17 protein-coding genes and 1 riboswitch are annotated in these 19,307 nt (G+C 48.1%); of the genes, 6 read left to right on the top strand and 11 right to left on the bottom strand.

All coding sequences use genetic code 11. The annotated features are described in order from the left end of the window. Positions 1 to 154: 154 nt before the first annotated feature. Both ACYUJT_RS00940 and ACYUJT_RS00935 read left to right on the top strand, forming a co-directional pair. Entirely contained in the window at positions 155 to 1,876 is a 1,722-nt protein-coding gene (locus ACYUJT_RS00940; RefSeq protein WP_460318079.1) for a sensor histidine kinase, read from the top strand. Continuing rightward, positions 1,873 to 2,637, top strand: coding sequence for a response regulator transcription factor (locus tag ACYUJT_RS00935; protein WP_460318077.1), 765 nt, complete (start codon positions 1,873 to 1,875; stop codon positions 2,635 to 2,637). Before ACYUJT_RS00940 ends, ACYUJT_RS00935 begins: the two co-directional genes overlap by 4 nt. 72 nt (positions 2,638 to 2,709) lie before the next feature. On the opposite strand, the gene thiC is transcribed toward ACYUJT_RS00935, so the two are convergent. The 4 genes from thiC to ACYUJT_RS00915 all read right to left on the bottom strand — a co-directional run bounded on the left by thiC (position 2,710) and on the right by ACYUJT_RS00915 (position 7,961). Further along, positions 2,710 to 4,491, bottom strand: a complete 1,782-nt coding sequence (thiC, locus tag ACYUJT_RS00930; RefSeq protein ID WP_460318075.1) for a phosphomethylpyrimidine synthase ThiC — start codon at positions 4,489 to 4,491, stop codon at positions 2,710 to 2,712. 93 nt (positions 4,492 to 4,584) lie between these two features. Then, positions 4,585 to 4,696: riboswitch (TPP riboswitch) on the bottom strand. Positions 4,697 to 4,861: 165 nt separating this feature from the next. Beyond that, positions 4,862 to 5,086, bottom strand: a complete 225-nt coding sequence (locus ACYUJT_RS00925; RefSeq protein ID WP_009225122.1) for a helix-turn-helix domain-containing protein — start codon at positions 5,084 to 5,086, stop codon at positions 4,862 to 4,864. A gap of 132 nt (positions 5,087 to 5,218) precedes the next feature. Then, positions 5,219 to 6,709 (bottom strand): glycerol kinase GlpK, encoded by a 1,491-nt coding sequence (gene glpK / locus ACYUJT_RS00920; RefSeq protein WP_460318072.1) that lies wholly within the window; start codon positions 6,707 to 6,709, stop codon positions 5,219 to 5,221. Between the two features lie 784 nt (positions 6,710 to 7,493). Continuing rightward, a complete protein-coding gene (locus ACYUJT_RS00915; RefSeq protein WP_460318070.1) occupies positions 7,494 to 7,961 on the bottom strand; it encodes a MarR family winged helix-turn-helix transcriptional regulator in 468 nt (155 codons plus the stop codon). Positions 7,962 to 8,236: 275 nt separating this feature from the next. Here ACYUJT_RS00915 and ACYUJT_RS00910 point away from each other — a divergent pair, with 275 nt between their 5' ends. The 3 genes from ACYUJT_RS00910 to nagA are packed head-to-tail and all read left to right on the top strand — an operon-like array spanning position 8,237 to position 10,993. Further along, positions 8,237 to 9,076, top strand: coding sequence for a MurR/RpiR family transcriptional regulator (locus ACYUJT_RS00910; RefSeq protein WP_460318068.1), 840 nt, complete (start codon positions 8,237 to 8,239; stop codon positions 9,074 to 9,076). Position 9,077: 1 nt separating this feature from the next. Beyond that, a complete protein-coding gene (gene nagB / locus ACYUJT_RS00905; RefSeq protein WP_460318067.1) occupies positions 9,078 to 9,806 on the top strand; it encodes a glucosamine-6-phosphate deaminase in 729 nt (242 codons plus the stop codon). A gap of 2 nt (positions 9,807 to 9,808) precedes the next feature. Then, positions 9,809 to 10,993, top strand: a complete 1,185-nt coding sequence (gene nagA, locus ACYUJT_RS00900) for an N-acetylglucosamine-6-phosphate deacetylase (RefSeq protein WP_460318066.1) — start codon at positions 9,809 to 9,811, stop codon at positions 10,991 to 10,993. A 94-nt stretch (positions 10,994 to 11,087) separates the two neighbouring features. Here the strand turns inward: nagA and ACYUJT_RS00895 are convergent, their stop codons facing one another. Continuing rightward, on the bottom strand, positions 11,088 to 12,326 hold the full coding sequence (locus ACYUJT_RS00895) for a YhcN/YlaJ family sporulation lipoprotein (RefSeq protein WP_460318065.1): 1,239 nt from the start codon (positions 12,324 to 12,326) through the stop codon (positions 11,088 to 11,090). 147 nt (positions 12,327 to 12,473) lie between these two features. Here ACYUJT_RS00895 and ACYUJT_RS00890 point away from each other — a divergent pair, with 147 nt between their 5' ends. Then, positions 12,474 to 13,550: a glycosyltransferase family 4 protein gene (locus ACYUJT_RS00890; RefSeq protein ID WP_460318063.1), complete on the top strand. Its 1,077-nt coding sequence runs from the start codon at positions 12,474 to 12,476 to the stop codon at positions 13,548 to 13,550. Between the two features lie 29 nt (positions 13,551 to 13,579). On the opposite strand, the gene ACYUJT_RS00885 is transcribed toward ACYUJT_RS00890, so the two are convergent. The 6 genes from ACYUJT_RS00885 to ACYUJT_RS00860 form a co-directional block, all read right to left on the bottom strand. Next, positions 13,580 to 14,635: a glycosyltransferase family 2 protein gene (locus ACYUJT_RS00885; protein WP_460318062.1), complete on the bottom strand. Its 1,056-nt coding sequence runs from the start codon at positions 14,633 to 14,635 to the stop codon at positions 13,580 to 13,582. Positions 14,636 to 14,652: 17 nt separating this feature from the next. Next, positions 14,653 to 15,642: a polysaccharide biosynthesis protein gene (locus tag ACYUJT_RS00880; protein ID WP_460318061.1), complete on the bottom strand. Its 990-nt coding sequence runs from the start codon at positions 15,640 to 15,642 to the stop codon at positions 14,653 to 14,655. Between the two features lie 47 nt (positions 15,643 to 15,689). After that, on the bottom strand, positions 15,690 to 16,379 hold the full coding sequence (locus ACYUJT_RS00875; RefSeq protein WP_460318059.1) for a glycosyltransferase: 690 nt from the start codon (positions 16,377 to 16,379) through the stop codon (positions 15,690 to 15,692). Between the two features lie 45 nt (positions 16,380 to 16,424). Then, positions 16,425 to 17,714 carry a nucleotide sugar dehydrogenase gene (locus tag ACYUJT_RS00870; protein ID WP_460318057.1) on the bottom strand — a complete coding sequence of 430 codons (1,290 nt, stop codon included), beginning with the start codon at positions 17,712 to 17,714 and terminating at the stop codon, positions 16,425 to 16,427. A 91-nt stretch (positions 17,715 to 17,805) separates the two neighbouring features. Beyond that, complete coding sequence (locus ACYUJT_RS00865; protein WP_460318055.1) at positions 17,806 to 18,738, bottom strand: glycosyltransferase; 933 nt, start codon at positions 18,736 to 18,738, stop codon at positions 17,806 to 17,808. Positions 18,739 to 18,840: 102 nt separating this feature from the next. Then, positions 18,841 to 19,248, bottom strand: a complete 408-nt coding sequence (locus tag ACYUJT_RS00860; protein WP_460318053.1) for a hypothetical protein — start codon at positions 19,246 to 19,248, stop codon at positions 18,841 to 18,843. Between the last annotated feature and the right edge of the window lie 59 nt (positions 19,249 to 19,307).

Raw genomic sequence — 19,307 nt, 5'->3', positions numbered from 1 at the left:
CACAACTATACCGCCTTCTTCTTCCGGTGAAAATGTGACAAAACATTGAAAAAGGTGAAAAAAAAACGGTTCATGAGGACTGGTTAAGCTGACCATTGATTTCAGAAAAAACTTTTGCTAATTTAGAATAATCCTAAAGAAAGAAGGATGAGCGATGAAATTCTACCACACGTTATTCGCGAAATTGTTCGTCTCCTTCTTTATTTTGTTTACGGTGCTGCTGCTATTTCTAGGCTGGATTACGTACCGGAACTCTGCCTCCTCGCTCAACCGGCAGTTGAATAGTGAGGCGGAATCGACCTTTAACCGCAATTTCAAAGTGCTGTCCATTTACCTTAATGACTTGAATCGTATGAGCGATGCCATCGCCATGAGCTCGGTCGTCTCCGACTTCCTGAAGAACAGGAGCGAGTCTGATTATTATGCGTCTTTTCCGAGAATAGACGACATCATGAAGAGCGCAAATTCGATTCGGCCGGAAAATACAGGCATTACGCTTGTCAGCAGCAACCAGTTCGTGTATTACTACGGCTATTCCCTCAATCGGGACAACGAGAACTTCTCCCGCTTCGACTGGCTGCCGGAAGAAGCTCAGCTGCAGGAGAGAGCGTATGTAACCCCTTTGCATCTAAGGCCGTACAGCAACTTGAACAGCGGCCAGAAGGTATTCTCCTTCGTGCGCAAGCTGCACAGCATCGATTTGCGGGCTACAGGCCTGCTTATTATCGATTTCGATCTTGATGCGCTGAGCCATTTGTTTTCGGCGGATCCGGCATTTGGCATGAACGAGTCCGAGGATTCACTGCGTTTCTACATTCAGGATCAGCAGGGAACGGTAGTCTATCCACATAACGAAGCCCACCATACTTTGCCCGGCGATTTATCGAAGTATCGCCTTGTTCAGCGAACGGAGCCGACGACCGGATGGACGATGTCTGCTTATTTTCTCGAGAATAAGTGGTACGAGCCAGTTTATAATATTCGCAAAATATTTGTAAGCGCCATCATCGTCAGTCTGCTCATCGGTGCGGTCGCTTCCCTGTTCATTTCGACCCGCTTTTCGAGGCCAATCAAGCAGCTTCGCCTGCTAATGAAGGAGGTCGAGCAGGGCAATTTCGATGAGCAATTTCAAATTACGGCCAAAGATGAAATCGGCCTGCTGGGGATCGGCTATAACAAAATGGTCAAAAAAATCAAAGACTTGATCGAGCTTGTCTACACGGAACAAAATCATAAGCGGATCGCGGAGGTTGCCGCCCTTCAGGCCCAGATCAACCCTCATTTTTTGTACAATACCCTGGAGTCCATCAATTCACTGGCCCGGCAGAGCAAGGAGAAGGATATCAGTAAAATGATCGTCCTGCTCGGCAAATTGCTGCGGATCAGTATCAGCTCTTTCGAGGAGTTGGTGCCGTTCTCCAAGGAGCTGGAGTACCTGCGGCTGTATCTGGAAATCCACCAGCTGCGGCTGAAGAAGCAGATCAGTTATACGATCCAGGTCGAGGAAGAAATTTATGATCTTTACACGGTAAAGTGGATTTTTCAACCGATTCTCGAAAACGCCATTATGCACGGCCTGGATCCGAAGCAAAACGGAGGCTGCATTGAGGTGAAGGGTTGGATCGAGGACGATGTGGTCTGGATCGTCATTCAGGACTACGGCGTCGGCATGGATAAGGAGGAATTGAAGCCGCTTCAAGAAGCGCTGGCAAATGATTATGAGCAGTTATCGAAAAAGCAGGAGCACATCGGACTGTTTAACGTTCAGGCGCGGATCAAGTACCATTTCGGAACCCGCTACGGCATTATGCTGGACAGCGATACCAACCGGGGAATGAAAGTGACGATTATGCTTCCAAGGAGGGAACACGGATGACCTGCCGGCTATTGATCGCAGATGATGAACGCATTATTTCGGAAAGCCTGAGCACAATGGAGGAGTGGACAGAACGGGGGATCGATGTCGTCGGCACCGCGGCCAGCGGCCGCGAGGTGATCGATTGGTTAGAGCGTACCCGCATCGACCTGCTTATAACGGATATCCAAATGCCGGATATGAACGGACTTGAGCTGATGGAGCATTTACACAAGCATCGGCCGGAGATCCATATGATCGTCATCAGCGGGTATGAGGAGTTCGATTACGTTAAGAAGGCGATGAAATACCGGGCTGCCGGATATGTACTTAAACCGATCGATACGGACGAACTGCTTGCCATCGTGGACGACATTCTAGCAAAGAATACGTCACGGCCGCAGAACATTGAGGAAGCCGATCCCGAGCTGGTACCCATGACCTATCATGAGACCGTAGTGGAGCGGGCTATTGCGTATATGCATGATCATCTGGACAAAGACATCAGCCTGAAGGAAGCCGCTGAACAGTTCCACCTAACGACACAGTATTTTGGACAGGTGTTCAAGTCGGTCACCGGACAGACCTTCCTCTCCTATTTGACGCAAATCCGGATGGAAAAAGCATGCGAATTGCTGAAAAACCCAGAGCTGACGCAGTATGCCGTTGGGGAACTGGTCGGCTACAAGGATCCCCGTTATTTCAGCAAAGTATTCCACAAGACCTATGGTATGACGCCCAGAGATTACCGGCGGCAATTGGTGAAAAAGGATTCGATTTGATTTGTAGTACGACAAAAAGCCTCCTAGCTCCTTCCCATTTCGGGCAAGATGCTAGGAGGCTTAATAAGCTAGCTATCGATAAATGACATTTCCCGTTTCTTTGAACTGCTGTGACTTTTCCTTGAAGCCTTTGGCAATAGCCTCCCCTTCTTCAAGTCCATGCTTCCTAGCATAATCACGGATATCCTGTGTGATTCGCATACTGCAAAATTTAGGGCCGCACATGGAACAAAAGTGAGCGGTCTTGGCGCCTTCCGCAGGCAGCGTTTCATCATGATACTCCATAGCCCTCTCCGGATCGAGCGAGAGGTTGAACTGGTCTCTCCAGCGGAATTCGAACCGCGCCTTGGATAACGCGTTATCTCTTTCTTGGGCCCCAGGATGCCCCTTCGCTAGGTCGGCTGCATGCGCAGCTATTTTATAAGCGATGACTCCCTCGCGGACATCGTCTTTATTGGGCAAGCCCAGATGCTCCTTAGGGGTTACGTAGCACAACATTGCAGTCCCAAACCAACCGATCATCGCGGCTCCGATCGCAGAAGTAATATGATCGTAGCCCGGGGCAATATCGGTCGTTAGCGGACCTAGGGTATAGAAAGGGGCTTCCTGGCAAACCTCCATTTGTTTATCTACATTTTCTTTAATCAAATGCATCGGCACGTGGCCGGGCCCTTCGATCATCACCTGAACGTCATGCTTCCAAGCGATTTGGGTCAGTTCGCCGAGCGTCTCCAGCTCAGCGAACTGAGCCTCGTCATTGGCATCCGCAATCGAACCTGGCCGCAGGCCGTCACCAAGCGAAAAGGCGATATTATAGCTTTTCATGATTTCACAAATTTCTTCGAAATGGGTATAGAGAAAATTTTCTTGATGATGAGCAAGGCACCAGGCCGCCATGATGGAACCGCCGCGGGATACAATGCCCGTAACTCGCTTAGCCGTCATTGGAATATACCGCAGAAGCACTCCAGCATGGATCGTAAAATAGTCAACGCCCTGCTCCGCTTGCTCGATCAATGTATCGCGGTAGACTTCCCAGCTTAACTCCTCGGTCTTTCCGCCTACCTTCTCCAATGCTTGATAGAGCGGAACTGTGCCTACAGGCACCGGTGAATTGCGGATAATCCATTCCCGCGTCGAGTGAATGTTCTTCCCCGTGGAAAGATCCATAATCGTGTCAGCGCCCCAACGGGTCGCCCATCTCATCTTCTCGACTTCCTCCTCAATAGAGGAGGCGACGGCCGAGTTGCCGATGTTTGCATTGATTTTGACTAGAAAATTCCGACCGATGATCATGGGCTCGCTCTCAGGGTGATTGATATTCGATGGTATAATTGCTCTGCCTTCAGCGACTTCCTTGCGAACGAATTCCGGGTCTACGTTCTCCCGGATCGAAATATACTCCATTTCAGGAGTGATGACTCCTTTTCTTGCATAGTGCATTTGCGTCACATTACAACCGGCTTTCGCCCGAAGAGGCTTCCGGCCTATTCCGGGGAAAGTCTCTGTGTGCTCATGATGTTTTTCTGTTTGATATCCATCGTCCTCAGGTCTAGCACTCCTGCCCTCATATTCCTCAACATCCCCCCGCTCCAGAATCCAATTTTTGCGATTCTTTGGAAGCCCTGCCCTTATATCCGTATGGTAGCTAGCATCTGTGTAAGGACCACTGCAATCATATACCCGAACAGGTTGATTCTCCTCTACCGATTCTCCGCGAACCGTTGGGGAAAGTTCGATCTCTCTCATTGGCACCTGTATATCCGGACGCGAGCCTTGAAGATATACCTTACGACTGCCTGGAAAAGCTAAAATCTCGGGGTCTGCGGTGTGGTTATTGATTTCGCTTGCCATTTCTATTCCTCCTTAGAATGAATGGGTTCAAGCGGAGCTGTAGCAGCCGAGTGCAACAAAAAAGACCGCAACGAAAGAAGCGGTCTTTGTATACACAAAGGCTTGAACGTTTCCTCCGCTGGCATTACCCAGATCAGGTTATACGGTCGACAGCGCAATAGCTATCCTCTCAGCCTGGTTGGCCCAAGCTCCCGTTTATTCAATTCACTAATTTATAATATATGGAAAATGAGGAATTATCAACCCTGTACTCTGAAACTAAAATGAGCTACGCTTCCAGCTCCAAGCAACAAAAAACCTTCTAACTCTCTCGCCTGCCGTCCCGAGAATTAGAAGGTTTACGGTTCTTTGACGTGTTTTGGCCAAACCGTCAGATTTTCAGTTCCCCAAGCTTGATCAGCTCGACGACCGCCTGCGCACGACCTTTTACGTTCAATTTCTGCATGACATTAGAAATATGATTTCGTACGGTCTTCTCGCTAATGAATAGTTGCCCCGCAATGTCGCGCGTCGTTTTATCCTGCACGAGGAGTTCAAAAACTTCTCGCTCACGATGAGTCAACAGAAATTTGCTGTTACGATCGCTGCTCTTCAAAATGCGTCACCCCTCCTTGCTCGGGTTTTGTGGTATAACAAGGTTAAGGGATACAGTCAAAACATATTATGAAAAATAGCGGGTAAGCGTGCGATACAAAGCAAAAATGGGCTGCTTTCGGCAGCCCATTGCTCATTTAAAGGCCATAGCGGCATAAATAGCCTTTTTCCAGCCATTATAGAGCGAGTCCCGCTCATTTTCCGGCATCGCTGGTTCGAACCGCCGTTCCAGACTCCAGATGCGCCTGATTTCATCAAGATCCTGCCAATATCCGACGGCAAGCCCGGCCAGATAGGCTGCTCCCAGGGCGGTCGTTTCGCGTACAGCCGGACGTTCAACTGGAACATCCAAGATATCGCTTTGGAACGCCATCAGGAACGTATTCGATACCGCTCCCCCGTCCACCCGCATCGTATTCACCTTGTAGCCGCAATCCTTCTCCATCGCCACAAGAATGTCTTTTGTCTGATAAGCCAAGGATTCCAAGGTTGCGCGGATGAAATGCTCCTTGCTCGTTCCCCGGGTGAGGCCGAATACAGCCCCTCGAACCTCACTATCCCAATACGGACTGCCTAAGCCTACAAAAGCCGGTACAACATATACCCCCTCCGTGGACTCGACTCGTTCGGCATACCTCTCGCTATCCTTGGCCTCCCGAAACATTCGCAAGCCATCTCTTAGCCATTGTATGGCCGAACCTGAGACAAAGATACTACCTTCAAGCGCATAGTCAACTTTACCGTCAATTCCCCAAGCGATCGATGTAATGAGGCCATGCCCCGACGAAACCGGCCGCTCTCCCGTATTCATCAGCATGAAGCAGCCTGTGCCATACGTCGTTTTCACCATGCCCTGCTCGAAGCAATTCTGCCCGAATAAAGCGGCCTGTTGATCGCCAGCGGCTCCCGCAATCGGCACCTCATGTCCGAAGAAATGATACGGCGCCGTACGTCCATAAACCTCAGAGGATGAGCGGACTTCGGGAAGCATGGCCTTTGGCACCTGAAGCAGCTCCAGTAGTTCGTCATCCCAGCACAGCTCATGAATGTTATACATCAAAGTCCGCGATGCATTGGAGTAGTCGGTTACATGCACCTGTCCCCCGGTCAGCTTCCAAATGAGCCAGGAATCGATCGTACCGAAGAGCAGCTCTCCCTTCTCCGCACGCTCCCTTGCTCCCTCGACATGATCCAGAATCCACTTTACTTTCGTGCCCGAGAAGTAGGGATCGATCAGCAATCCCGTCTTTTGCTGGAATACCGGATCATGGCCCGCTGCCCTAAGCTCCTCGCAGATATCCGCCGTCTGGCGGGATTGCCAAACAACGGCATTGTATATATGATTTCCAGTCTCCTTCTCCCAAATGATCGTCGTTTCCCTCTGGTTCGTAATGCCGATCCCGGCCACCTGCCCCGGCTTTACCCCTGACTCCGACAAGCATGATGCGATCACCGCGAGAGTAGAACCCCAAATCTCATTAGGATTATGCTCCACCCACCCGGGCTTTGGAAAATACTGCGGAAACTCGCGCTGCGCCAAGTGCACGATCTCCCCTTGCTTATTAAACAGAATCGCCCGCGTACTCGTAGTTCCCTGGTCTAGAGCAAGTATATATTGTTCCATAAACATCCTCCGCTCTTGAACTTTGGTCATTTTTGTTATTAGCTAAGCCTAAACGTCCCTTCCCCTTCAAGCTCCAGCTTCGTTTTAAATTGCAGATATCCAATAAATTAAACATTCAAAATTAATTCGAAATATTAACCTTATTCTACCTCGTTAGCGGATTGCGTTACAATTGAAAATACGACATCGAGCCGGTAAAGTACTACCGTGACGTTTATTCAGAATAACCATCCACACTAGGCAACAGCAAGTTGCCAAGCACCGTTATCCAGAGCTCAACAAGAAACTTCAGGCACTCTAAATATCATCAAACCAACAGTAACTTCAGGTACTCTAAGCACCTCAAACGCAAAATGTAACATCAAACAACCTAAGTAACTAGCTCACAAATTTCCAGCACCTTTAAAACGTATGTGCAAAATAGCACCAACAGCTCGGTTACCGAGAAGCTAACGGACCCAAAAGCCGCTATTCCTGCTTTTTTGCTGATTTTTTACGATCTTACGGACACATAAGCCTTTAAGCCTTTATTTGCCAAAAACGGCTTGATGCTCACCTATTTTAGGCTAATAGCGGAACTGCGATCCGTTAACGCTGAGTTTGGCGTCTTTTTACATAAATAGCGGAACCACGGTCCGTTACATTACAGCGCAGCACAAAAAAGAGCACCCACAAGGTGCTCAACCGTTGGCCGCCATACAGCTCATTTCTGCTTCGAAGATCCGTTCAAGATGGATCTTGAAATGACGGGCGATTTCCGGATTGCTTTCAAAATCCCCGCCTTTTATATTTCCTTCGCCTCTGCAGCTTCTTTCTCTTTAAGGCGTCCCGCCTCGTCAAACTTGTTGATGACGCGTTCCAGCACTTCCTTCTCATTCTCGTCCAGGCAAGCGAAGTAACGCGTCAGCACTTCCCTGGATTTCTTCCGCGCTTTCTGATACACTTCCTTGCCCTGCTCCGTAATGGATAACAGCACGGCACGGCGATCCTGTTCATCATGTTTGCGTTCTACGTAGCCGTTCTGAACGAGGCGGTCGAGCATCACCGTGATCGCGCTCGGCTTGACGACAAGCGCCTCCGCCAAATAAGTGACATTACAGCTTTGCTCTTTCGCTATGAGCGACAGCATATGAAACTGCGGCCCCGTTAATGGCAGATCGCGGTGCTGCATAATTTCGTTTTGCAGCTTTTTGACGACCATCGAAAATTTCGATTGAAGCCGGTCTATATAGTGATCGAGATTCGGATCCACGCTATTCCTCCTCATCGGGCAATAATACGGATTAAACCCGTAAGCTTAAGCAAATATTAGTGTATTATGCGGTTCATAAAAATACAAGGAACTCCGTTTCAAAAGTGTCACATTGGTGTAATAAAACACCTTGCATTATAAAGTGGAATATTTTATTATGTACTAAAATAGTTTTCATCATTTTTGTAATATTCACAAAAATTATTTTCTTCCCTTTTGTACATCTGTTACAGGAAAGAAGGTGAACCTACATTCTTACTCCTATTCTGCATGCGTTGTCTACACAATTGAGCAGCTTGCCGCCACAAGAAAGACGACTGGCAGAACACATTCTAAGTGCCCCTAGTTCCGTGATCCATATGGGCATTACTGATCTCGCTGAGGAGTGCGGAATCAGTCCTTCCACAGTGACAAGATTTTGCAAGTCGTTTCATTTCAAAGGATTTCCCGATTTTAAAATGAAGCTGGCCTTTGAGGTCGCTCACAAACCTTCAGAAAGCCATTATCAGGATATAATCGCAGGGAATGATCTGCACAGGATCGTGCAGGCCATGGAGGCGAATCATCTGGCTTCGATTACAGATACAACGCGTCTATTGGATATCAGGCAGCTCCAGAGAGCCGTAGAAATACTTTGCGGCGCTAAACGAATCGATCTCTACGGTGTAGCTACGTCTTCCGTCATCGCGCAGGATTTCTACCAGAAGCTCATTCGCATCGGCAAAAATTGCACTGCATTCGCGGATTCCCACATGCAAATCACTTCGGCATCCAGCCTTAGCGAGGGCGATGCCGCACTGGCCATTTCCTATTCCGGAGAGACGCCGGAGACGATAGATGCGCTGCGCTGTGCCAAAGACTCCGGTGCGCTCACCCTATCGTTAACCCAATATGGAAGCAGCACCCTTGCATCCCTCGCGGACATATCCTTGTTCTCATCTTCGTTAGAAGAAGGAATGCGCCGGGGAGATATGGCTTCAAGAATTGCTCAGCTGCATGTTATTGATATCCTATTTACAGGAATGGTAAGTCTGGAATTTACGGAATATACCCCTAAGCTAAAAAATTCATACCAGAACGTCCAAATCTATCGTAAAACTACTGGAGGCGAATAATATGTTTAATATCATTAAAGTAAACAATGAACAGCAATTCAATGAGACCGGAGCAGGAATTATTGCAAGCCTGCTGCAAACGAATCCGCGGGCTACGCTAGGACTGGCTACTGGCGGGACTCCTGTCGGGGTATACCAGCATCTGATTGAGCTGCATAAGCAAGGGCTCGTTAGCTTCAAGGAAGCCCGCAGCTACAACCTGGATGAGTACATTGGCCTGGCTGAAGATCATTCGGAAAGCTACCGCAGATTCATGAACGAGAAGCTATTCAATCATGTAGACATCGATTTGAGCAATACCCATGTGCCATCTGGCGTATCCGGCGATGGGCACAAAGTTGCAGAAGAATACACACAGCTTCTGGAGCAAGCGGGCCAAATTGACTTGCAGCTTCTTGGCCTTGGCCACAACGGGCATATCGGCTTCAATGAACCTGCGGATGAATTGAAGGCCACGACGCATGTCGTCGAGTTGGACGAGGTTACCCGCAAAGCTAATGCGCGTTACTTCGACTCTATCGACGAAGTGCCGACTCATGCGATTACAATGGGCATCGGCTCCATTCTAAAAGCGAAGCAAATCTTGCTGATGGCCAAAGGAGCAGACAAGGCTGAGATCGTGGCCAAAGCATTAAAAGGTCCTATAACAACGCAATGCCCAGCCTCCCTATTGCAGCTTCATCCTAACGTTGTCGTTATCGTCGACCAAGACGCCGGGGGGCTATTATAACCATGACTGCCTCGAACCGGAGTTTTCAAATTACTCACGCCGAAGTCGTTACGTCAAAAGGCATCATACATGACGGCGCGGTGGTCGTAGAAGAAGGTCAAATCGCATACGTAGGCTCGACATCAGGAATGCCTTCAGATTCTCCGGCTTCAGCTTCAACAATTGACGCTGGCAGAAGTTATGTGTTGCCAGGCTTTATCGATGTTCATGTTCACGGGGGGATGCTCGAGGATTTCTCCAGTCCAAGCAAGGAAGCCTTTGACGCCATTACGAAGCTGCACTGCAGCCAAGGCACAACGTCCATGCTCGCTACAACGATGACGATGCCGCATAACGTGATTGATGAAGTGCTTCAGGAAGTAAACGAGTATATGTCGAAGGATATGCCGTACGCTCAATTGGTTGGCGTTCATTTGGAAGGCCCGTTTATCAGTCCGAAATGGCCTGGTGCCCAGAATCCTTCACATATCGTGCCTCCAAACCGTTCCTGGGTGGAAGCGTGGAATAATAAATACCCTGGCCTGATCAAACAGGTGACCTTTGCACCGGAAAGAGAAGGAGCATTGGAACTGACCCGATATCTTCGCAAAGAAGGTATCGTCGCGGCGGCAGGCCACACCGATGCCACTTACGAAGAAATCATGGCAGCCGTTGAAGTCGGACTGCATCATGCCGTTCATACCTTCAATGCAATGACTCCGCTTCATCACCGTAAACCGGGAACAGCTGGAGCGGTACTAAGCACCCCTAGAATAAGTGCAGAAATCATCGCAGACGGTATTCACGTGCACCATGCGGCCATTTCCCTTCTGGCTCAGGTGAAAAATGACAACAATCTGATTTTAATTACAGATGCCATGTCGGCAGCCGGGCTTGGGGACGGCGATTACATGCTTGGCGACCTTCCCGTTGTCGTAAAGGATAGTGTATGTACCCTTAAAGACAGCGACAACACGCTTGCCGGAAGCACTCTAACCATGATTCGCGGCTTCCGTCATCTCGTACGGGAAATCGGCCTTTCGGTCGAGAAAGCGTCTGAAGCAGCCAGTTTAAACCCGGCAAAGCTTATTCGAATCGATCATATCACCGGCTCTGTCGAGACGGGAAAACAAGCGGATTTGCTGCTTGTCAGCCAAGATTTGAATTTGCAGGCTACTTGGGTCCAAGGGCGGAAATTTGAAGCCTAGTCACATATATAGATAACCAAAAGCAGCAGCCAAGGATTTGAGCAAGATTCATCCTTAGAGCTGCTGCTTTTCTCGTTACAGCACTATATGCTTCTTATCGGGTTACCCCACCTGAGAATCCTGCGCCGCTGCCAGTTCCAGTGCCTGTAGTACCGGACATTCCCGTACCTGTACCGGTCGTTCCAACGCCGCCACCTGTATTTCTATATCCGCTCGGACCTGTCATCGTACCAGCACGTCCTGGAAATATCCGGTTAACGAGATGTTCAAAATCTCTAACACGACCCTGCAAAGTCGCTCCGGTGCGGTGTTGCGTTGCATAATTGCTGACGTGGGTCATAAATTCCGGATCACCGGATACGTGTACATTACGAATATGTGGAGCCGTTTTCTTGACAATGCTAGAAATATGATCCTTTACACTTTGAGGGACGTTATCAACGACCGCCCCAGTTCCCGTACCAAGTCCGCGAACAGGAGCAGTTCCTACTCCATCAACGTTAGTTCTATGACGCGTGCCCTTCATTCCAAGCATTCCATCAGTACCGCGGCTTAATCCTGTCATCCCTCTGTTTCCGCGGGTGGTCGTGTCAAACAGACTGCCAGCAACGCCGGATCGGCCCATAAGTCCGCCGCCAAGTCCGTCATTCGTTCCATAGCCGGTACCATAACCGGTACCCAAACCTGTTCCTGCTCCCATACCTGTCCCGGTCCCAGTGCCAGTACCTGTACCATAACCAGTTCCTAATCCTGTGCCAGTGCCTGTACCATATCCTAATGTGCCGTTTCCAAGGCCAGTCCCCGTTCTTGTTCCATAACCGTAGCCCGTTCCGGTTCCAAATCCAGCCGTGCCGTTAGGAAAAGCACCTGGCGTTCTTCCAAGACCTGTCGTACCGGTGCTTGTCATTCCATAATTTGTCGTACCTTGGTTACCATATCTTGTTGTAGTGCCGTAATTCGTGCCAGGATGCATACCGCTTGCTCTTGTCCCTTGATGACCTTGTCCATGCAGCGTTACCGCGACGTAAGCATCGCGATCGGTAACGACGACATGAGCGGATTGGACCTCACGAAGCTGAGCTACCTTATTGCTCAATGCGGGGCTGTACTTCAACGAGTTTATACGCTCGCTTTGGCCGTTGCCTAGACTCCGCGTGAAATTCCGGTCGCCTGGTCGCAAGGAGTTTACGTCGTAATTTCGGTAATTCTTGTTCCGAACGTTTTGGGTTCTTAGGTTCGTATTATCGGTTCTGGTTCCGCAGCCCGTTAATCCGACCATTCCGGCAATGAGCGTCGCTGACAGAGACAAGCTTACAACTTTGGCAATTCGCATGTAATCATCCCCCCGTTATTAAAGTGATGGATAATGAACATCCGTTAGGATGCTCCCGGGGATGCCGTTGCATACAGGTAAACATACCCTCACCCTTAAATTTTCGGCGCGTACTATAAGATATACATTTGGCGAGGTGACTTTATCATGAAGGTTCTGTTCACGTTCATTGTTCCAAGCGGAGGCATGGAAACATTAAATCGCCTGCGCTGTGAAGCACTACGAGAAGTAGCCATCAAAGGACATCTCCTTTATTCAAACGCTGGATCCGGCCTGCAGAACATCAAAGACATTCCTACCTATATATCCCCCACAGACGATGAATTATACAAAATTCTTCGGATGTTTCAATACGATGCCATCATTACCACATCCGATTTCCTTATGCCGCAAAAATTGCGCAAACTCAATTATAACGGTCCCATTATATTCGAAGCGCAGGGGCTTGGCACGATGATAAGTGCCCGGAGAACGTTAAAAGACGGCGCATCAATTCTTGAGGCTAATTGTCAAGGTGCACTATTGCCGCCCACACCGCACCTTGTTCAACTGATAACTGATTTTTGTCCTGCCCTTCCGAAATATATTTTTCCTAATCTGCTTGATACCGTTAAATTCCGTTATCGCCCTCAGACAGTTCCCTCGAAGCCGGTTATTGCATGGGTTGGACGACTCGAAAAGAATAAGAACTGGAAACTATTCCTGAAAATTGCCCAATCACTTGTGAATATCAAAAATGAACTTTCCTTTTGGGTATTTCACGATGATAAGCTTTGCTCAAAGGAAATGTTGGATTTATTTTGGGAAAAGGTCCATTCTTACGGCCTACACGATCACATAAAAGTTTATGCGAATGCCCCGCATTCGACGATGCCGGATTATTTATCTCGGGTGGGCGACTCCGGGGGATTTCTTCTCTCCACCTCCGTGCTTGAAGGCTTCGGCTACGCCGTGGCTGAAGCAATCGCCTGCCGTTGTCCCGTACTCAGTACCGATTCGGAAGGCGTACGTTTTTTTATCCGGCATAATGAGACTGGCAAATTTTTTGAGAGGAATAATATGGATAATGCAGTGCATCAGGCGCTGGAGCTCATGGACAATTTGCAATTGCGCAAGCAGATCCGTAACCGAGGTGCAGAATACGTATCAAACCTGATGTCACCCCAGCAATATGCTGCAAACTTCCACAACATGCTATTAAATCTTAAAGCGAAGCAGGGTTGAGCCCCGCTTCGCTTTATTGTTGCCGCGGCTTAAGCTCGCAGCAATGTCTTGAATTTGATTCGATTACTCAAAAGCTGGGGATCCTGAGGCAAATATTGAAGCGCTTGTTCATTATGCCAGTCGGCCTGCTCTAAATCCCCTTGATTTGCATAGCAAATACATAGCCTGCAATGGGGAAGCCAAGTGCGAAAACTGCGATTTTCCATAATACCTAGTACTGGCCCGTCTGCAATATGAAGAGCCTGCTGATACCAGTAAACGGCGGCTCCCCATTGCCCACGTTCTTCAAAGCACCCTCCGATTGCACAGCAAACCTCGCTCTGCGGCATATCGAATTGGAGGGAATGGAGGAGCGCTGCCAGCTTCTTCTCCCTTAGTCCCAGTTTCTCGTAGCAATCAGCCAGTTTGATGCACGCTAGTACGCAATCGTCCATTAAATTTTGCGGCTGCCGCAAGAAACGGTCGAATTGAATAACAGCCTCATCAAACCGGTTTGAATCCGCCAGTTCACTGCCATAATGCAGGAGCAGCCGCCCTTTCAATTTCCCGCCGGAGCCGACCCATTTATCGATGATCCGCAAATTCCGATCCGCATGCGACCCTCTCCTTCGATGTGACACGGCTATATCGGCATAACATACCTCTGCTCCCGCAACATCAATATATTCGTGAACAATTCCGATCCATTTAAAGCCTTTGTCCCTTCGGACAAGACGATGCCTCCGGGATAAGATGAGAGGTTTTCCTGCTGAATCGAAGGATAAGTGGTAATCCATCATAACGGCTTCCTTTTTTGCGGACAAATTCTCCTTCAGCTTCTTCAGTTTTTCACGATCCGCTGGCAATAAAATGTCATCGGCATCCAACCACATAATGAATTCCTGGGTCGCCTTGTCAAATGAATAATTCCTTGCAGCTGAGAAATCATCGTTCCAAGGATAATCATATATTTTTGAAGTGTATTTGCCGGCAAGCTCTTTGGTCCGATCTGCAGAGCCGGTATCCACGATAATAATTTCATCAACAATGTCGTATACTGAATCCAGGCATCCTTGCAGATATTTCTCTTCGTCTTTGACAATCATGCATAGGCTTATAGAAATCAGGAAATGAAGCCTCCTTCCCGGAGAAGATTGACGATCTCCTGATTGGAAATCAGGCTGTCATTCGAGTGATATTCGTCAAAGCTAACTAGCTGAAGGTGGCTGTATTGCTTGATAAGCTGGGCAGGAGGATTGGATGGAAGGATAACGAAGTACTGCTCATTATATTTGTAAGTGTACGGTGATTCATACCGGGAGACGAGCACTTCATGCAGTTTCTCGCCAGGTCTCATTCCGATTTCTTTTAACGGAACCGTATTGCCCAAATAATGCTCGGCTAGCGCATTGGCAATGTCGGTTATTCGGCAAGCCTGCATCTTCATGACAAACATCTCGCCGCCAATCGCTGTTCTGGCGGCCTTAAGCAGCAATTCAATCGCTTCATTCAACGTAAGGAAAAACCGGGTCATCTTGGTATGGGTCAACGTCAGATCGCTGCCTGATTGCAGCTGCTGAACGAACAACGGCACGACGCTTCCATTCGTCCCCAGTACGTTCCCGCCCCGTATGCATGTAAACCGGGTATGCTCGCTTAAATAATTGGCATGGATCATTAGCTTCTCGCCAATCGCCTTTGTCATGCCGTACGTATTGATCGGATCTACCGCCTTATCGGTAGATACGTCAATAACTTTAGCAACCTTCTGGGCAATGCTGGCTCGAATAATGTTTTCCGTACCCAGAACATTTGTCTTTAGAGCCTCCGTTGGCTGATGTTCGCATACTGGAACATGCTTCAGAGCCGCCAAATGAAATACATAATCCGCCCCCTTGCATCCAAATTCAACGGCATCATAATCACGAACATCGCCGATAACGAATTTAAGCCGGGGGTCATTTCCGAAATCCCGCTGCATTTGGACTTGGGCATATTCATTGCGGGAGAAAATGCGGATCTCTGCCGGGTTCTCCCGGAGAAGTGTTCGAGTCAGTGTCCTTCCCCACGATCCAGTGCCCCCGGTTACAAGAATAATTTTATCCTTAAACATTACAGCACCTTCCTTTCTTTCGACCCGCCGGAGCCAAACCTGCCGTTTCAGGAACTTGACTTATAATCCCGCAATACAGCCTCAATCTCTTCCAGCAGCATCCGATTCTCATTCGGTACCACCTTAGGAGAAGTATTGGTAGAATGCACAACGTTAACCCAATTGCGTCCAGCAAGCTTCTCATGTGGAAATTTGATGACATGACCGTGATCTCTAACCGTATATCTATCGCCCTTCAAATAATTTTGAACCTTGTAAATCAGCACGTAAAATTGCGGGGAGGCATAAAATTTCGGAGCCATGATGTTATGATCTCTATCCCAGTAGTATCCATGCTGATTCAGCAGCGCCCAAGTCTCAGGATGATGCTGATATGCATGCAGTCTCTCAAAATAGGTTCTATGAAGCAAATCATCCGAATCAGTTCTGGCAATATATAATTCATCCGCTCCTTGAGCGTATTCGGAGACCGCCTGGTCAATCTCTCCTACGGGAACAAAACGGATATTATCCGGCAGCTTAATTTGAAGATCGTGAAGCACTTCGTAAATTACGTCATGTGATCTTGGATCATATTTAAGCATAGTCTGGAAATCCTGGTTGGTCTGATAGATCAGGCTGTTCAAAGTCAAATCCCGGAACAGCTTGAGCCGATGCTCTATCCAAGGCCGGGTCAATCTATCCTGGCACATGCCCATATTGTTAAACCGAATATCGATAACCAACCTCCTAGTCAACCCAATTCCTCCTGTCTTTTGATTTAAAATCCTGCATATACCGTTTTACGCCGTGTCTATGCGCCCTCCGCCAAGCACAATTACTTTGGCCTTCCCGGACATACCCGCTGTCGCGTTGCGCGTATCGAATACAAGGCGTGAATGCTTCAATACCTCACGCAACGGGAGCTCCCGATGATCAGTTGCAATGATGACGCAGTCCGCAAGGCGAAACTCCGTTTTGCACGCCTGTGTTGCCTGAAGCATACTTCCATCTATATCAAGCTTCTTGATATAAGGATCATCATACGATACCTTTGCACCTTCTTGGACAAGCAGGCGTATCAGCTCGATGGAGCTGGAGCCGCGAATATCCGCAACGTTCTTCTTGAAGGTTACGCCTAACACGAATATCCTGCATCCCTTCAACATATCTTGGCCAATCGCTTCCTTAATTTTGGAGAGCACATAGGCAGGCATACTCTCGTTGATGCGAGAGGAAAGTTCTATATACGAACTGCTTTCCCCGATTTGCTGCGTTTTCCACTGCAGATAATGCGGGTCTACAGGGATGCAGTGCCCCCCGATTCCCGGACCGGGATAGAATGCCGTATATCCAAACGGTTTAGAGGATGCAGCCTCTACGACTTCCCATACATTGATATTCAGCTTATCGCACAAAATAGCAAACTCATTGATGAAAGAGATGTTCACGAAACGAAAAGTATTTTCCAGAAGCTTCGTCATTTCGGCTGTGTCCGTGGAGGACACTTTAATCACCTTGCTAAAAACGCTCTTATAGAGCTGCTCTGTCCGAACGGCGCAAGTATCAGTTACGCCACTGACTATTTTAGGGATGGCGGTTAACCGATACTCATCATTTCCAGGATCCACTCTTTCGGGAGAGAAGCCGATAAAGAGGTCCCTGCCTGTTTTCAGCCCGCTTTGTTCCAGCAACGGCAGCAGCACTTCCCTAGTCGTTCCTGGATAGGTCGAGCTCTCCAATGTAACCAATTGACCGGGCTGCAAATAATCTCTCAGACTCTTAGCAGCATCGATAAGAAAAGAAAGATCCGGCACATGCTCCTTTGTTAAGGGAGTAGGCACACAAATAATAATCGCTTCGGCGGGATTAATGTCGCTAAAATCAGAGGATATGCGCAACCTGCCCTGCTCAACAGCTAATTTGATGACCCCATCCGCAACATCGGCAATATAACTTTTGCCTAGTTTCAAACTCTGAATCTTATGTTCATCCATATCAATCCCGATAACGCTATATTTTTTCTCAAGAAACGCTTCTGCCAGTGGCAATCCTACGTAGCCAAGTCCAATGATTGCAATGGTTCGACTCAATGTCAGCCCTCCTTCTCCTTATGCTGCTAGAGTAGTATATGAGAGAAGAATGCTTTTAGCTTGGACATCTGACTTCCTTAAGATCCAACTTTCATCTGGAATTCACGATTTGTCGAATAATTGCAATCAATCTCTGAGCACGTACTGCCGTCGTATGCTTTTCATGGATAAACTCGTAGCCTTGTCTCGTGATTTGCTCGCGCAAGGCATCATTCTCCGGACGCAAATAGAACTCAACCTTCTCCTCAAAGTCATGTTCGGAAACAGCTACAAAATGCACATCCGGCCTAAAGCCTAAATCTCTTAAATCCTCGTTCCGCGAGGCTATTAAGAGAGTATAGCTCGCAAGCACTTCAAAGTATTTGCGCAAAGAATATTTATGAATGGAATCGCACGTCAGAAAAATTTTGGCCCGGTTGGCCTCCATGGCAAATTTTTGGGCAACCAGCACTTGTTGATCCGATTCGAAGTTGGCATAGCCCGGATGCTTATGAAAGACGAAGCCCGGCCTTTTCATATACGTATTTTTCATTAAGTGACGCAGCGGATATATTCTGCGGTTGATCGCTCCCATGAGTAAAATATCAATGTCCTTCGCCTGACCATAATTTCGAAATACCGTAGGCTCGGCAAAATGGGGCAGCCAAAATAAATTCCCCTCAAATTCGGGATATCTGGCGCGAAAAGCGCTGCGGTAAATCGTAAAGATGTTTTCCGGCTTGCAAGCGAGAAACTCCCTTCGCTTATCTACATGCCCATGAAGATCATGCATAATCATGCCCCAAGGAATCTGCAGATCGAAGACCCCTTCAACAGGGGGACAATGCGTTGAATGAAACATATCATTCAACAGAATGAAATCAGGGGTAAACGGAATTCGCTCCAGAATCTCGCTCATTGTCCCGCCCTCATGACAAAGTGCCAGATCAGCGTGCTTCGCCAGTTCCAGCTGTAAATAATGAAAGTTCCTCTCTAAATACTGACTGAAGTCCTTTGTAATAAACAATATTTTGAGCCGCTTCATAAACCTCATTCCTTTCCGAGGCGGCTTTCAAGATTTCTCAATAAGAAAAAAAGCTCGAAAGCCTGCCTAATTCATCTGACAAGCTTTCGGACAGCAGCAGCATTAAGAAGTTGACGCTATACCAACAAATGATTCAGGACCATTTCGAATCGATGTCGAGATGCCCGATACGTAGCTGCTGTAAATTGTTTCTGGCGCACCCGGCGCATTAATATCAGCAGTAACAAAGGTTGTCAAATGGGTGGCTGAAGATTCGCTGACCACATCTTCAATCGTATGAATGACATTCTGCGGAGCATAAGTCGCGCCCCGTACGATTTCAATCGTAACCACATCTCCGATATCGCCAAGGATACCGATGGTTCCATGCAGAATAACGATCGGATTAGGGATGTTCTTCGTTTGCAGCCCTATAATGCCAAAGAGCTCCGGCGCCGAAGACAGCGGCGTCCCGGGTGACCCCGTCCGATTTGAATTGAGGGATGTTCTAGCATCCAAGAAAACGCCCAAAAGCAAATCACCTCCTGAAAAGAAGTTACATTACCATATGCTCGTTTATTCGACGTGGC

It is taken from the genome of Paenibacillus sp. YSY-4.3, assembly GCF_054767475.1.
This window is presented reverse-complemented; position numbering and strand designations above follow the sequence as displayed.